This is a genomic window from Paenibacillus sp. SEL3 (assembly GCF_054602585.1).
Genome location: NZ_CM137725.1, coordinates 6,543,624 through 6,558,634, shown reverse-complemented (window position 1 = coordinate 6,558,634; position 15,011 = coordinate 6,543,624). Strand labels below are relative to the sequence as shown.

The following is a 15,011-nucleotide window of genomic DNA, read 5'->3' as shown; positions in this document are numbered from 1 at the left end:
CTTAGTAACGTCCTCCGCGGGAATCATCTGGTCTGCGACGATTTTTAATAGCACGGTAGATACCTACTCCGACCATGATCAGGACGTAAATGGCCAGAACGTTAACGGCAAGGCCAAGCAAGCTGCCCAATGCGCCCATGTTGCCGAACAATCCGCCGAAGAGCATACCTGCCAAACCGCCCAGCATCATACCTTTCAGAAATCCGCCGCCACCGCCAAGGAATCCACCGGTTCTGCTTGTATTACCAGCAGTTGCCCCTGACTTGGTTCCGCTATCTGACTTATTAATGCCATTGCTGTCATTCGCCTTGCTTGGTGTAGATTGGTATGATTTAGGTCCGGATTTAAACCCGCCGCCTCGCCTTGCATCAGCTGTAGATGGTGCGATCATAGCAATGAGTAGGGTAAAAGCCATCATCAGCATCATCATATTTTTCAAAGTGAATGTTTTTTTCATGTAAATATAATCCCCCTTAGTAAATTTGTTTATAGGTTAAACAACCGCTTACCAGTAATACGAATGGCATGGAAAAGGGTTTCAAAGAATTTTAATTTTTAAAAAATTAAATAATAACGTCCCATAAATCCTATGCATGGATTGGCTAAAACATTCAGCTTTGCGGCTTAAGTGAAAACGGATTAGTGTCAGCACTGACATCACCGGCAAGCAGCATACGCAGAACCATTTGGCACCATTCCAGACCTGCTTTAGCATTCAAAAGTCCTTTTTGTACTAAAATATAGTCACCAAAGTTCTTACTGCCAAAATGTAAATTCTCTGCAGGAATATCGTTCAGGATATCCTCAAGATGCTGGATTTTCTGAATAAAATGACGTTTGCGTTCCTCCAGCATACGATTGGCACTACTTTTGTCCGTTAACCAAAGACAGAACAGTCGAAGACTTAATTCATCCCGTGTAACCGGAGCAGCTAACGCTTCCTGGGACCATTGCTGAAGCATATGGATTCCCTTGTCGGTAATGGTATACATTTTCTTATCAGGCTTGTCGGACTGCTGAATCCAACGGGAGGCTAGCAGTTCCTTGCTCTCCATACGGGCCAGTAGCGGATAGATCTGACTGTGCTTGGCCTGCCAAAAAGGCTGGATACGCAACATCAGATCATAGCCGGAGGATTCCTCTCTTGCGAGAAGCCCCAACAGACCATACGATAGTAAATTCATAGATCTTATCTCCTTCATCCATCATAGTAACGGTTGTAACAGCACTGCGGCAGCTATTCTGCAGCTTCATGAAAAGTGTACACTGAAACTGTATGGTTTGACAACTTTCAGTCAGGTCGTTCACAGGTTAGCCAAAATTGACTCTTGTCATTCTCCACGTATATGTGCTTTTTTTCATAAAAAAGGGTAGTTTAAGCTCGTATGTACGAGCTTAAACTACCCTGGTAACCTTCTGCCGAAGCGTATCCTATTTACTGTTCATTTCCATCAACGAGAAGTGTTAACGCTCCTGTATCTGGATGAATAACCATGCCGTGAACGGGGGCATTAGGAGGGAGAAGCGGGTGATTTTTAATAAGCTTCACGGTAGTTCTTACCCCTTCTTCAATGTTGTCAAAACCTTTTAACCATTTATTTAGCTTAATTCCTGAATTTTCTAATGTATTCAGCACTTCCTGAGAAATTCCGCGATCGAGCATTTCATTGACCATGTGGTCTGCATTTAATGCAGCCATGCCGCACTCATAATGACCTACAACGACGACTTCGTCTGCTCCCAGCTCATACAGGGCGACTAGCACACTGCGCATTACACTTCCAAAGGGCTGTGAAATAATAGCACCCGCATTTTTGATGATTTTCACATCACCGTTGCGCAGGTTCATGGCTTTCGGGAGTAACTCCGTTAGCCGTGTATCCATACAAGTGATAATGACCATTTTTTTATTGGGGAACTTGCCCGTTCTATAGGCCTCGTATTCTTTGTTTTCTACGAAAACACGATTGTACTCTAAAATTTCTTTGATGTGATTCACGATTGTTCCCTCCAGATTCTATTAAAGTTTGATATGTACAGCCCAACGTTTATTTTAGGTCTTAGGAGCTGGTCGTACATGTTGTGTGTTGATTATACTTTTTAATATAAGTATCATCAAGTATAGGTATTGTAAAGTTTTATCCATTTTAAGTTAAAGAGGTGACCTCAAATATGGCGCAACAGACGTTGGATCAATTGACGGCTTTAAAGGAGCTTTCACACAAAATCAGTAGTTATGGCGAAGCAGTAGGTCTGCTGCACTGGGATTTACGAACTGGTGCTCCGCGCAAGGGTGTTGACATTCGGTCGGAGACGTTGGGTATGCTGTCCACTGAAATGTTCAAGCTGATGATCTCGGATGAAATGGGACAATTGCTGCAATTTTTTGCCACAGTAGATAAGCTGGAGCAACTGGAAGACAATGATCGCAGATTGGTGGAGGAATGCCGTAAAAATTATGACCTGAATCGTTCGGTTCCGGCAGACCGATACCGGGATTATAGCATTCTCGCAGCGCAGGCAGAGAGCAAGTGGGAGGACGCAAAGGAACATAGCGATTTTGTCGGATTTGAACCCTACTTGTCTAAAATCGTAGACATGAAGCGTGAATTTATCGGCTACTGGGGGATTAAGGATACAGAGTATGACACGCTTTTGGATCAATATGAGCCGGGGATGACGGTTGAAAAACTGGATGCTGTGTTTGATCGTCTCAAAAAGCGCCTTGTGCCACTATTGTCTAAAATTCAGGCTTCACCGAACCAGCCGGATAAGAGCTTTTTAGATGGTGTGTTTGATGTGAAGCAGCAGGAGAAGTTCAGCCTGTTCATATTAGGTCAGATGGGGTATGACTTTGACGCAGGTCGCTTGGATGAGAGCGTACATCCTTTCGCAACAGGATTAAATCCAGGTGATGTGCGTATAACAACACATTATCTGCAAGATGATGTAACTAGTGCTATTTTCAGCTCGTTGCATGAAGGAGGCCATGCGCTGTACGAACAAAATATTGCTCCTGAGCTAGCAGGATCACTACTGTCGGGAGGAACCTCTATGGGGATTCATGAATCCCAGTCCCGCTTGTGGGAAAATAAAATCGGACGCAGTCGTGCTTTCTGGGATCGGTATTACGATGATTTGCAAAAGCATTTTCCTGATCGCTTGGCAAAGGTTACGGCAGATCAATTCTATCGGGCAGTCAACCGTGTGGAAAATTCACTGATTCGTATTGAAGCGGATGAGCTAACATATAATTTACATATCATTATCCGTTATGAAATTGAAAAAATGTTGTTTAATGAAAAGCTGGATGTGAAGCGTCTCCCTGAGGTGTGGAATGCGAAATATAAGGAATACCTAGGGTTACTTCCACCGAATGATGGACTGGGCGTACTTCAAGACGTTCACTGGTCCGGTGGTGATTTTGGCTATTTTGCTTCCTACTCGCTTGGCAATATGTATGCAGCACAAATTTTGGCGACATTACGCAAAGAGTTACCAAATCTAGATGAATTAATCTCTGCTGGAGAACTTGAGCCGATCAAGCAATGGCTGACCGAACGTATTTACCGTTACGGCAAGAGCCGGACGCCTTCCGAGTTGATTGTAGCCATTACAGGTGAAGATCTGAACCCGGATTATCTCGCCGACTACCTGGAAGAGAAATATACCTCCATATACAAGCTGTAAATCATATGCCATCTTCCCCACGTTCCCGGGCGAACGTGGTTTTTTTTTTGTGCAATTAACCAATATATCGACAACCGCATAACAATATATGAAGTCAACGGATGTAAAAAGGTGGGGAGGGAATAAGGATGAAAAACGGCGCTCGTTTCAAAGCTGTGGTGGCTGCGGCACTACTCGGATTACTGTTGCTCAGTGGGTGCACCCCCAAAGGGGGGGAGCAGACAATTGAGATCAGACTAGGCGAGGTAGCCCGTACGGTCTTTTATGCGCCGCAGTATGTAGCCTTGAGCCAGGGAATGTTTGCTCAGGAGGGACTGGATGTCCAATTGGCAACGATTCCCGGGGGGGACAAGGCGATGACGGCGTTGTTGTCCAACCAGGCGGATATCGCGCTCATCGGCGCGGAAACATCTATTTATGTGTATCAGCAAGGAGCAGAGGACCCTATCATTAATTTTGCCCAACTGACACAGAAGGATGGAACCTTTTTGTTTGCCCGTCAAACGCAGGATAACTTTGCATGGAAAAAGCTGAAAGGACAAAATTTTTTGGGGCAACGCAAGGGCGGAATGCCACAAATGTCACTTGAATTTACGCTTCGCAAACACGGCATTGATCCTCATAAGGATCTGAAGCTGATTCAAAATATTGATTTTGCTAATGTTGCCTCTGCTTTCGGCTCGGGTACAGGGGATTATGTACAGCTATTTGAGCCACAGGCATCTATTTTTGAAAAGGCAGGTCGTGGGCGGGTAGTTGCCTCTATCGGTGTGGAGAGCGGCGAATTGCCGTATACGGTATATATGGCTAAGCAAAGCTACCTGAAGGCAAATAGCGAGGCTGCACAGAAATTTACAAATTCTGTATATCGGGCACAACAGTGGATTGCTACGCATTCACCTGAACAGATTGCCGAAGCAATCACGCCCTATTTTAAAGATACAGATTTAGCTATTTTGACAAGTAGTATCAAGCGATATAAGGAACAGAGCACCTATGCTTTGAACCCGATGATTGAGGAAAAGGAATGGAAGAACTTACAGGATGTCATGACCTCGGCAGGGGAGCTTAAAAATCCAGTTGCACTGGATAAGCTAGTGAACCCAAGTTTTGCACAACAAGCGATTTCGTCAAACTCTATCGGGAAAACTGAACCGCCTGTGAAAAAGAGCACAACTGAATCTACGGATGCAGGTGTCGATGCTGGAGGTACGTCATGATGGAGGAACGGAGTGATCTAACTTCGGACGCGACAAGCCCGATGGTGAGACTGGAGCAAGTGACGCATGTCTATGTAACGGATCGTGAAGCTTCGCTGGCGGTTGAGAATATTGATTTTTCCATAGAGACAGGGGAGTTTGTCAGCTTGGTCGGCCCAAGCGGCTGCGGCAAAACGACGATCCTGTCCATGATCGCAGGGCTACTGCGTCCAGCGGCAGGCCAAGTCATGTTGCAAGGTCAGCCGGTAAGTGGGCCGAGTCCAGAAGTCGGTTACATGCTGCAGCAGGATTATCTGTTCCCGTGGCGGACGATCATGGAGAACGCATTGTTGGGTCTGGAACTAGCCAACAGAGTAGATGAAGCTGCACGTGAGCAGACAAGGCTGTTACTGGAAGGCATGGGTCTGGGAGGGAAGGAGCATCTGCATCCATCCCAGTTGTCTGGGGGAATGCGCCAGCGCGTGGCGCTGGTACGGACGCTGGCGACCAATCCGGGATTGCTGCTGCTGGATGAGCCGTTCTCCGCGCTGGATTATCAAACCAAGCTACAGCTGGAAGATCTGATTGCGGAAACCTTGCGCGAGCGGAGGAAGACGGCTATTTTAGTCACACATGATTTGGCCGAAGCCATTGCGGTCAGTGACCGGATTATAGTGATGGGTCGAAATCCTGGTCATGTCCGACGTACCTTCGAGATTCCGGGTTGCATCCGAGAAGCTCAGCCTTTTTATGCACGCGAGCAGCCGGGTTTTAATGAGCTTTTTCATGAAATATGGGGTGAACTGGAGGCTTCGGGAGCAAAGGAGTGAGTTAACGTATGAAGGACGAAGCGGATCAGCTTGAGCAACGTTGGATTCAAGGACTACATCAGGCGTATTTACGCAGCAGGCGTTCGCAACGATGGTTAGTGACAGGGGTACAGACAGCTATTTTACTGCTTTTGTTTGTATTATGGGAAATTGCAGGTCGATTGAAGTGGATTGATGTACTGTTGTTCAGCTATCCGAGCAAAATTTTCACCCAGATCGGTAAGGATGCGGTCAGTGGTGAATTATGGGGACATGTAGGTGTCACCGTGGGAGAGACGATGGCGGGGTTTTTACTCGGTACACTGTTAGGTACGTTGCTGGCTGTACTTATTTGGTGGTCACCGTTTTTGTCGAGGGTGCTTGACCCCTATATGGTCGTGTTCAACAGTATGCCTAAGGTGGCGCTAGGTCCAATTTTTATCGTTATGTTTGGGGCGGGATTTACTGCTATTCTAATGACAACCCTCTCCATTACGGTCATCATTACGACACTAGTCGTATACAACAGCTTTCAGGAAGTCGATTCGAATCTAATCAAAGTGGTTCGCACGTTTGGCGGATCACGCCGTGATACGTTTCAAAAGGTGATTTTGCCTGCATCCTTTCCTGCAATTGTCTCTACACTGAAAGTGAATGTGGGTATGGCATGGGTTGGCGTGATTGTTGGTGAATTTCTGGTGGCTAAAAACGGCTTAGGCTATTTGATTATCTATGGTTTTCAGGTATTCAATTTCACGCTGGTTATGTCCAGTTTGTTGATCATTGCTGTCGTAGCTACTCTGATGTATCAGGCGGTCGTGTATGTGGAGCATCGCCTGCTTTCGGGTCGTCCTCATCGGTAATAATAAAAGTTCTGAACATTTGTGTAAAACGTGAAAATAAAGTACCATGAAAAATGAAAATACTTAAAATTTATGAAAATGCTAAAACAGATTTCATCCAGAGAGGACAGAATTTTTTCATGGGCTTTCGTACGATTAAAACGGCTATTGCCGCATTAATGGCCGTACTTATTGCGGAGGGTTTTGGCATTCATGGTGCTACCTCAGCAGGGCTTTTAGCGATTTTGGGGGTGGATGTCACACGCAAGAGAAGTCTCCGTACTATTTCGGCGAGATTTTTTGCATCCGTCGTGGGGCTTCTTTTTGCTTGTGTTTTGTTTGTAGTATTCGGATTCCATGATTGGGTACTGGCATTATATATTTTAACGGCGTTTCCAGTCATTGTACGGGTGGGCTTTAAAGAAGGGATTGTCACCGGTTCGGTCGTGGTTTTTCGCGTATTCAGCGGCGGCGTGATTGATATGGAGGTACTGCTGACCCAGCTAGGTCTGCTAGTGATTGGACTGGGTTCCGCAATGATTGTCAATTTAGCCTATATGCCGGGTTCTGATAATACCATGCAACAAATTCGGCAGGAGGTAGATCGGACATTTTCTGTTATATTCAGAAATATGGCCAATACGCTGCGTAGTCCAGCATACATATGGGATGGCAAGGAAGTTATTGAAGCGAACAGCGTGATAGCCAAAGGGGTCACTGAGGCGGGGCGTTCCTTGGAAAATCAGATGCTTCGTCCCCAAGAGGGCTGGAATGTGTATTTTTATATGCGAAAAGAACAGCTGGATTCGATCCAAAACATGATGCAGTTGATCGCACAAATGTATCAGCATATGCCGCAGGCCAAGCTTCTGGCTGAGCTGTTCGACCAGCTTAGCAATGACGTTTTGGCTGGACATTATACGGGACAGACCGAGAAGCTGCTGGAGCAGGTTCGTGAAGAATTTAAAGCCATGGAGCTTCCCGCAACCCGGGAGGAATTTGAGATTCGTTCGGCATTATTACAGCTTACACATGAGCTTCATCAGTATTTGAAAATTGCGAAAAAGGACAAGGCCCCTACTCCAGTAAGAAATTAGAGTAAAGGCCTTGAGCGGCTACTATCCATGACGGACAGTAGCCTTTTCTTGTTCAGTGTCGGTAGAAGCCGGATGGTTTAAAGTCCGTTTGTGCCGAATTCGGTCTGTGATCCATAAGACAGCGGTGATCAGGCAAGGATACAGCATAGCCCATCCGACAAAGGGGAAAACGACCGCTGTAGAGATAAACGATATCCAACTAATGGCAACGCCCCAGCGACTACCACGTAGAAGTTTAATTCCTGCTGCGCAACCGCCGAGATAGGTCAGAATAAAGGTGGCGTTCGGGAACTGGATCAGGTTAGTGAGTGAAACAGTACCACTACCGTACAACACCATAATGATCACGAAGCAGACGCTAAGAAAAGCAATGCCTCCGATAGGGGTGTGGAATCGTTGGGATAACATGCCCATCCAGCGAAAGGCCTGTCCTTGCCGGGATAAAGCATAAGCGACACGTGAAGCGGCACCCACATAAGCAATAATAGTAGCGGTACAAATAAAGATACCCGTCAAGCCTGCAATTATCGCGCCCCATGGCCCAATAGCCCGGCTAATCACCCATACGAGCGAAGCATCCGAACCCCCTGCAAGGTAACTTTGTGTGCCCACAGTAGCCAGCGCTGTTAAGAAATAAAGCAAACCAACAATGACGGCTGCAATGGTCACACCTCTAACGGCCGCCCGCCGGGGATTAGTGAATTCCTCTGACATATGGGACACGGCCTCCCAACCGATAAAGCACCAAAACAGAATCGCGGCCGCTTGACCGACGGAGAGCCAGCCATGTGGAGCAAACGGGGTGAAGTGGATTGTTTTCATCTGAGGAAGTGCTGCGGCAATGGCGAATATAAGGACAGCAACGATAGCTATGACGACTGCGATCTGAATACGTCCCGCGACCTTCATGCCGATCCAATTGATGATCAAGCCCACCGCCAGCATAGCAGCGGCTAACATCATGCGGCTTTCCTCTCCCCAGCCCATGGCTGCGGTCATATAGCCAGCTCCGGTGAGTGCGGCAACAGGTGCCCCAATCGGAACTGACATGAGAAAAAACCACCCGATATAAGCACCGGCACGTGGTGAAAAGGCCAACGTGACAAAATGTGATACCCCACCCGCATTCGGGAATTTGGCGGATAGAAGACCCATAGAAAGTGCCATTGGCAAGATGAGCAGGGTCATAAAACCCCATGCCAGCAGCGATGCCGGTCCCGCCATTTGGGCGGCAAGACCAGGCACAATCAATATTCCCGAACCCAGTACAGCTCCGATATAGAGTGCAATGGCCTGTGGAAGACCAATGGTGGATTGAAGTTTACTTTCACTTGTCATGCAGAAAAGCCTTCTTTCTATTGTTATTTTCTCCAGCTTATCAGATAATCAATCTATCGGAAAAACGGAATATAACGATTGCTTGCATCGAAAAAAACGATTGAAGGAGCGGATTATGGAATCGCGGCATTTGTTTACCTTTTTAAATGTAGTTGAGGCAGGTAGTTTTACGCGAGCAGCGCGTATACTGGATTATGCACAGTCGAGTATCACTGCTCAAATTCAAACGCTGGAGACTGAGTTGGGTACGCCGCTTTTTGATCGCTTTGGCAAGAAAATCATGCTGACGGATGCCGGGCGACGTCTGCTGCCCTATGCGCAGGAAATTTCCAAGATGCATGCTATGGCTAAGGATGCGCTTCGTTCAGAAACGGAATTGGCGGGCACGCTGAAAATAGGAGCACCAGAGTCTCTGGCCGCTTTTCGTCTACCGAGTCTGATCCGTGAGTACAGAGAACGGTATCCGAAGGTTAAAATTGTCCTGAAACCCGGCGAATGCTGGGAATTACGCGATTTGATCCGTTCTGGTGAGCTGGATTTGGCTTTTTTGCTTCAACCTGAGACGGAGGATAGAGAACTAAATGTCACCACGCTTATTCACGAGCCGATGGCCTTGGTTGCGCCACTCGAGCATTCGCTGGTTACCTATACCCAGGTAGAGCCAGCCGACTTGAAGGATGAAACCATTTTGCATACAGAGGCAGGATGTACGTACCGTATCCTTTTTGAGCAGTATTTGAATAAACACGGTATTTTTTCAGACCCTAGCCTGGAATTTTGGAGTATTGAAGCCATCAAGCAGTGTGTCATGGCTGGGCTGGGTATTGCGTTGCTCCCGCTAGTAACGGTACAAAATGAGCTGCGAGAAGGTAAAATGGCGCGTTTAGCCTGGGATGACAGTGAACAGCAGGTGGCTACTCAGGTCGCTTATCACACGAAAAAGTGGAAATCCCCGGCTCTTAGCGAATTTTTACAGATCGTTGAGCAGCATGTAACACATTGGCGTGCATGAGTTCAAGCCATCACGGCATATGCTTATACAAATAATATTTTTTCCTTTTCGCCTATTCACTCAACATTCGCCCACAACCTGCATACATATGTATGGAATGATTGATTGTATGGAGGAGGTTCAAGAATGGCATTAAGTCATAAAAATCGTAGAGAGATTATTACCAAAGCGATCTGTGGTAAAGGTCGCAGATTCTCTACCGTAACCCATACCGTAACTCCGCCGAATAATCCGACGAGCATTTTAGGGGCATGGATTATTAACCACCAGTATGAAGCTGTGGCGGCGGGGGACGGCATTGAGGTCGTCGGGACGTATGATATCAATATTTGGTACTCATACGATAAAAACTCGCAGACCGATGTTGCCAAGGAAACGGTGTCGTACGTAGAAAATGTGCCGCTCTCGTATCTTGATCCGAAGCACCGGGCGTCTACAGTGGAAGTATCCGCCGAAGCTACACAGGAGCCGAGTTGCGTCGAGGCCAGTGTGTCTTCTGGAGGTGGCAGCGTAATGATCCGGGTCGAGCGGGAATTTGCGGTGGAGCTGGTGGCGGAAACGAAGATTGTTGTAGAAGTATTCCCGAATGGCAGCAGCGATGATTTTGACAAAGACTTTGATTTTGGAGCGGAAGAGGGGGACTATGAGGAGCTCGACCCCGACCTCATTGACGACGAGCTCTGACAGAAGCAACCAAAAAGAGGGCCGCTTTACTCTTGCGCCGGCTGATTCTGCGCAGGGGGCAAAGGCCCTCCTTTTTTGTTGTTGCGGGTTGAAATTGGATTGAAATCCGTACGTAGTTCGTAGGGGGGATATAATGCAGCAGCCAGGACAGGCGCTCATACGCTTCAGGCAGATGCCAAATGATGAAAAAAAGCGTAGACTGGAGCGTTCAGGCATAGCGGTGCAGTGGATGGATAGCAGTATAGCAGATTTTGCGATAGGCTACGCGGTGCAAATCCATCAACTGCGAGTGTTGGAGATTCGTAGGCGTGCCATCGAAGGCCCTTCCAAAGTCCGCGCATACGATCTGTCTGAACTGGATCAACATTCAGCGCTCTATGTCCGGATGGAGCGGCTAGCTGTACGTGCGTTGTATACACTGGGTTTGGACAGTGGTGAGGTGATACTGACGCCGCTGGGGGAGCGCAGCTGTCAGGTGCGTGAAGTCTCGGCACAGCCATGGTTGAACGATAGACGTTTGGCCGCGCTATATGAAATTGCTGCGCGCGAAGGGGATGTTGAGGGTGAGAATCTTTCAGCGCAACGAGGGAGAGATCGACTACTCATCGGAATGGACCCTGAATTTGTGCTGATTCGTATGCCAGAGGGACGGGTCGTGCCGGCCTCAAGATATTTGGGTCGTCTCGGCATAGCCGGCTGCGATGCTGTTACGCGTCGAGGACGAACGCTGTATCCAGTCGCTGAGCTTCGTCCAGCGCCGAGTGGAGATCCGGACCGTCTGCTGAAGCACCTGCGTCAAGCTTTTGCAACCGCAGCCCGGCGCATTACCGACCGCACACTCATCTGGCAGGCGGGGGGGATGCCGCAACCGGGTTTTCCACTGGGCGGACATCTGCATTTCAGCGGGGTTGCGCTAAACGGTGCCTTGCTCCGGGCACTGGATAACTATTTGGCACTGCCTTTGGCGCTACTGGAAGACAAGCGTGCGGCCCGGCGCAGACCGCATTATGGCAATTTGGGTGATTTTCGACGTCAGTCGTATGGAGGCTTTGAATATCGTACACTGCCCAGTTTTCTTATCTCGCCACAGCTAGCTAAAGGGGTGATTGGTATGGCGTTTCTCATTGCTACTCAATATCCGCGTTTGCAACGTAGGCCGCTGGGTGAAGAGGAGGCTCACAGAGCCTTTTATGAAGGAAATCAATTTGTGCTTAAGGAGTATATGGAACCTCTTATTTTGGATATGGTTTCACTGGAAATATACTCGCAATATGAAGCTTATGTAGCGCCATTGCTGGACAGCCTCCGCAAGGGGAAGCAGTGGGATGAATCACGGGATTTGCGCCCCTTTTGGAAGCTTACGTAAAATCAAGTGTCGACACCAGGAATGGTTTCATGTTATCGACTGTCATTTTTGATATAATGAGAGATAATTATAAGTTTAAACGGAACAAAGTGTGGGGGTTAGTAAACGGTATGTCTAAATATACACCGATGATTGAGCAGTATTTATCCATAAAAGAGCAGGCTAAAGATGCATTTTTGTTTTTCCGTCTGGGAGATTTTTACGAGATGTTTTTCGATGATGCAATTCTTGCATCCAAGGAGCTGGAAATTACACTTACGGGTCGTGAGGGTGGCGCCACGGAAAAAATTCCGATGTGCGGCGTGCCTTATCATTCAGCGGAAAATTACATACAGCGCCTCATTGAGAAAGGTTATAAAGTGGCCATCTGTGAGCAAATGGAGGAAGCCTCAGCTACGAAGGGGATGGTGCGGCGGGATATTGTCCGCGTTGTGACCCCGGGTACAGTAATGGAAGGCAAGGTGCTGGGTGATAAATCCAACAACTACATGGTATGTGTCACAGAGACGGACGGGATGCTGGCTCTTGCGGCGTGCGACTTGTCAACAGGTGAATTGTATGTGACCTCTGTGCCTGATTCGAAAGAATGGCTACTAGATGAAATAAACATTTATGAGCCGTCCGAAATGTTGGGGGATGGTCATCTGCTTGATTTTGTGGCTTCCCGTATGTCCCCCGTTGGACGGCGTGTTGTGTATACGGCCTGGGACAAATCCAAGGATGATTTGGTTCGGGATCAATTTGGCGAAGCCACGTGGGCAAGGCTTACGGAGGAACGCAGACGGTGCGTATCACGCTTGATTTCCTATTTGAATGAAACGCAAAAAAGATCGTTAGGCCAATTGACCCAAATCTCCGTATATGAGCCAAACCATTTTATGATTCTGGATCCATTTACCCGCAGGAATCTGGAACTGGTGGAGACAGTACGTGAACGCTCCAAGAAAGGCTCGCTGCTGTGGCTGTTGGATCGCACAGAGACTTCCATGGGAGCGCGTCTGTTGCGTCGTTGGATCGACAAACCGTTGTTGAGCAGCAGTCTTATTGAGGAACGCTTGGAAGCAGTGGACAAGCTGTACCACCAGTTTATTTTCCGAGAGGATGTACGTGCTCAGCTTAAAGAGATTTACGATCTGGAGCGTCTGGTTGGGCGGATCGCCTTTGGCAGTGCTAATGCACGTGATCTGATCGCTCTCAAGCTGTCGTTGGCCCGAATTCCTTCTTTACGCGAATTGTGTGCTGAATCTCCTTCGAAGACGCTGAGACGGATTGCACAAACGTTGGATAGCTGTACAGACCTGTGTACATTGATTGAGGAAGCGGTGGCTGATGAACCGCCGATTTCCGTAAGGGATGGAGGTCTTATTAAGGAAGGCTACCATCAGCGTCTGGACGAACTGCGGGAGGCGAGTGTCAACGGTAAGCGTTGGATCGCTGAGCTAGAGGCCAAGGAACGTGCAGCAACCGGCATTCGATCACTTAAAATTGGATATAACAAAGTATTTGGTTATTATATCGAGGTGACCAAATCCAATTTGGCTTCATTACCAGAAGGTCGATATGAACGCAAACAGACGTTGGCGAATGCGGAACGGTATATTACACCGGAGTTGAAGGAAAAGGAATCTCTAATTCTGGAAGCCGAGGATAAAATGGTTGATCTGGAGTACACACTTTTCTCTGAGCTTCGCAGTAAACTAAACGCTGAAATTCCCCGTTTGCAAAAGCTGGCAGAGCAAGTGGCTGAAATTGACGTGTATCAGTCGCTGGCATCGGTTAGCGCGGAACGGGGATTCGTGAAACCTGAGCTGACTACAGGATATGATTTCGTAGTGGAGCAAGGTCGTCATCCCGTGGTGGAGGCCGTAATGAAAGATGGCGGTTTTATCGCCAACAGCACGGTGTTGGAGGAAGCGGATGCGCATATTCTACTTATCACCGGGCCGAACATGGCTGGGAAAAGTACGTATATGCGTCAGGTCGCACTTATTGCAATTATGGCTCAGATTGGCTGCTTTGTCCCTGCTGCACGTGCCAAGGTGCCGATGCTGGATCGCATTTTCACACGGATCGGCGCAGCGGATGATCTCATCGGTGGGCAGAGTACGTTTATGGTCGAAATGGCAGATATCCAAGTAATGACGGACAAAGCAACTCCGCGAAGCTTGATCATTATTGATGAACTGGGACGAGGTACGTCTACCAGTGAAGGAATGGCAATTGCACAGGCAGTCATCGAATTTGTCCATGACACGATCGGCTGTAAGGCACTGGTATCCACGCATTTCCATGAGCTGGCGCATTTGGAGCAAGGCCTGTCTTCGCTGCGAAATTACTCTATGGCCGTGCAGGAAAGCGGCGACAAGGTAAATTTCCTGCGCAAGCTCATACCGGGAGCGGCTAGCAGTAGCTATGGTATTTATTGTGCTCGGCTTGCAGGCTTGCCCAATAACATTATTGAGCGAGCGAATGGACTGCTGAATGGTTTTGAACAGGCAGCGGCTCAAGTAACGGCAGGTACCGAGATAGTAGTAGGAGGGAAGGAAGGGACTGATCTTCGTACAGTTTCAGGGACAGAGGATATTTCTTCTTTGACCGAATATAATTCAGGCCAGACATTGCGAGAAAGCGGAGAAACTGCATCATCAGCTCAGTCTTTATCACAGCAGGCGACCCTGGTAAAAGAAGATACTCTACAGACTGTGGAGGATTCCAGCAGGTTGGAGCAAGGAGCAACCGAAGTGGTACAGCTGTCCATTTTTGGAGAGCAGGAGCTTGCCACCTCCAAGCCCCACGCAGAGACAATAGAGACGAATCCAATTGTGCGCCAAATTTTGCGCAAGGTGAAGAATGCTGATGTCATGAATATGACTCCTTTACAGGCAATGCAGCTATTAAATGATCTTAAAAATAAGGCCAATGGCCTGTAGTTAAAATAAGTGACATTATTCTTATTTTTCATCACACTTTGAAG

13 protein-coding genes are annotated in these 15,011 nt (G+C 47.7%); 9 read left to right on the top strand and 4 right to left on the bottom strand.

Annotation, left to right across the window (positions count from 1 at the left end; all coding sequences use genetic code 11):
• Window position 1: 1 nt before the first annotated feature.
• The 3 genes from ACYCS5_RS29545 to ACYCS5_RS29535 all read right to left on the bottom strand — a co-directional run bounded on the left by ACYCS5_RS29545 (window position 2) and on the right by ACYCS5_RS29535 (window position 1,999).
• A complete protein-coding gene (locus ACYCS5_RS29545) occupies window positions 2–457 on the bottom strand; it encodes a hypothetical protein (RefSeq protein WP_039271220.1) in 456 nt (151 codons plus the stop codon).
• A gap of 154 nt (window positions 458–611) precedes the next feature.
• Window positions 612–1,184, bottom strand: a complete 573-nt coding sequence (locus ACYCS5_RS29540; RefSeq protein ID WP_013310597.1) for a PadR family transcriptional regulator — start codon at window positions 1,182–1,184, stop codon at window positions 612–614.
• A 251-nt stretch (window positions 1,185–1,435) separates the two neighbouring features.
• Window positions 1,436–1,999: a beta-class carbonic anhydrase gene (locus tag ACYCS5_RS29535; protein WP_029518130.1), complete on the bottom strand. Its 564-nt coding sequence runs from the start codon at window positions 1,997–1,999 to the stop codon at window positions 1,436–1,438.
• A 173-nt stretch (window positions 2,000–2,172) separates the two neighbouring features.
• Between ACYCS5_RS29535 and ACYCS5_RS29530 the strand changes: the two genes are divergently transcribed.
• The 5 genes from ACYCS5_RS29530 (at window position 2,173) to ACYCS5_RS29510 (ending at window position 7,637) form a co-directional block, all read left to right on the top strand.
• Window positions 2,173–3,690: a carboxypeptidase M32 gene (locus ACYCS5_RS29530; RefSeq protein WP_029518129.1), complete on the top strand. Its 1,518-nt coding sequence runs from the start codon at window positions 2,173–2,175 to the stop codon at window positions 3,688–3,690.
• A gap of 128 nt (window positions 3,691–3,818) precedes the next feature.
• Window positions 3,819–4,910, top strand: coding sequence for an ABC transporter substrate-binding protein (locus ACYCS5_RS29525; RefSeq protein ID WP_165146803.1), 1,092 nt, complete (start codon window positions 3,819–3,821; stop codon window positions 4,908–4,910).
• Window positions 4,907–5,719, top strand: coding sequence for an ABC transporter ATP-binding protein (locus ACYCS5_RS29520; RefSeq protein ID WP_165146800.1), 813 nt, complete (start codon window positions 4,907–4,909; stop codon window positions 5,717–5,719). Before ACYCS5_RS29525 ends, ACYCS5_RS29520 begins: the two co-directional genes overlap by 4 nt.
• A gap of 8 nt (window positions 5,720–5,727) precedes the next feature.
• Window positions 5,728–6,561, top strand: a complete 834-nt coding sequence (locus ACYCS5_RS29515) for an ABC transporter permease (RefSeq protein WP_013310592.1) — start codon at window positions 5,728–5,730, stop codon at window positions 6,559–6,561.
• A gap of 119 nt (window positions 6,562–6,680) precedes the next feature.
• On the top strand, window positions 6,681–7,637 hold the full coding sequence (locus tag ACYCS5_RS29510) for an aromatic acid exporter family protein (RefSeq protein ID WP_029518125.1): 957 nt from the start codon (window positions 6,681–6,683) through the stop codon (window positions 7,635–7,637).
• A 21-nt stretch (window positions 7,638–7,658) separates the two neighbouring features.
• Here ACYCS5_RS29510 and ACYCS5_RS29505 read toward each other — a convergent pair whose 3' ends face one another.
• The gene (locus ACYCS5_RS29505) at window positions 7,659–8,975 is read right to left on the bottom strand and encodes an amino acid permease (RefSeq protein ID WP_029518124.1); all 1,317 of its coding nucleotides are present in this window, start codon (window positions 8,973–8,975) and stop codon (window positions 7,659–7,661) included.
• 115 nt (window positions 8,976–9,090) lie between these two features.
• Between ACYCS5_RS29505 and ACYCS5_RS29500 the strand changes: the two genes are divergently transcribed.
• From ACYCS5_RS29500 to mutS, 4 genes are all read left to right on the top strand, one after another.
• Window positions 9,091–9,987 (top strand): LysR family transcriptional regulator, encoded by an 897-nt coding sequence (locus ACYCS5_RS29500; protein ID WP_459761359.1) that lies wholly within the window; start codon window positions 9,091–9,093, stop codon window positions 9,985–9,987.
• Window positions 9,988–10,113: 126 nt separating this feature from the next.
• Window positions 10,114–10,671, top strand: coding sequence for an outer spore coat protein CotE (locus tag ACYCS5_RS29495; protein WP_013310588.1), 558 nt, complete (start codon window positions 10,114–10,116; stop codon window positions 10,669–10,671).
• Window positions 10,672–10,804: 133 nt separating this feature from the next.
• Window positions 10,805–12,037, top strand: coding sequence for a putative amidoligase domain-containing protein (locus tag ACYCS5_RS29490; protein WP_459760612.1), 1,233 nt, complete (start codon window positions 10,805–10,807; stop codon window positions 12,035–12,037).
• Between the two features lie 110 nt (window positions 12,038–12,147).
• Window positions 12,148–14,967: a DNA mismatch repair protein MutS gene (gene mutS / locus ACYCS5_RS29485; RefSeq protein ID WP_318627204.1), complete on the top strand. Its 2,820-nt coding sequence runs from the start codon at window positions 12,148–12,150 to the stop codon at window positions 14,965–14,967.
• Window positions 14,968–15,011 lie beyond the last annotated feature (44 nt).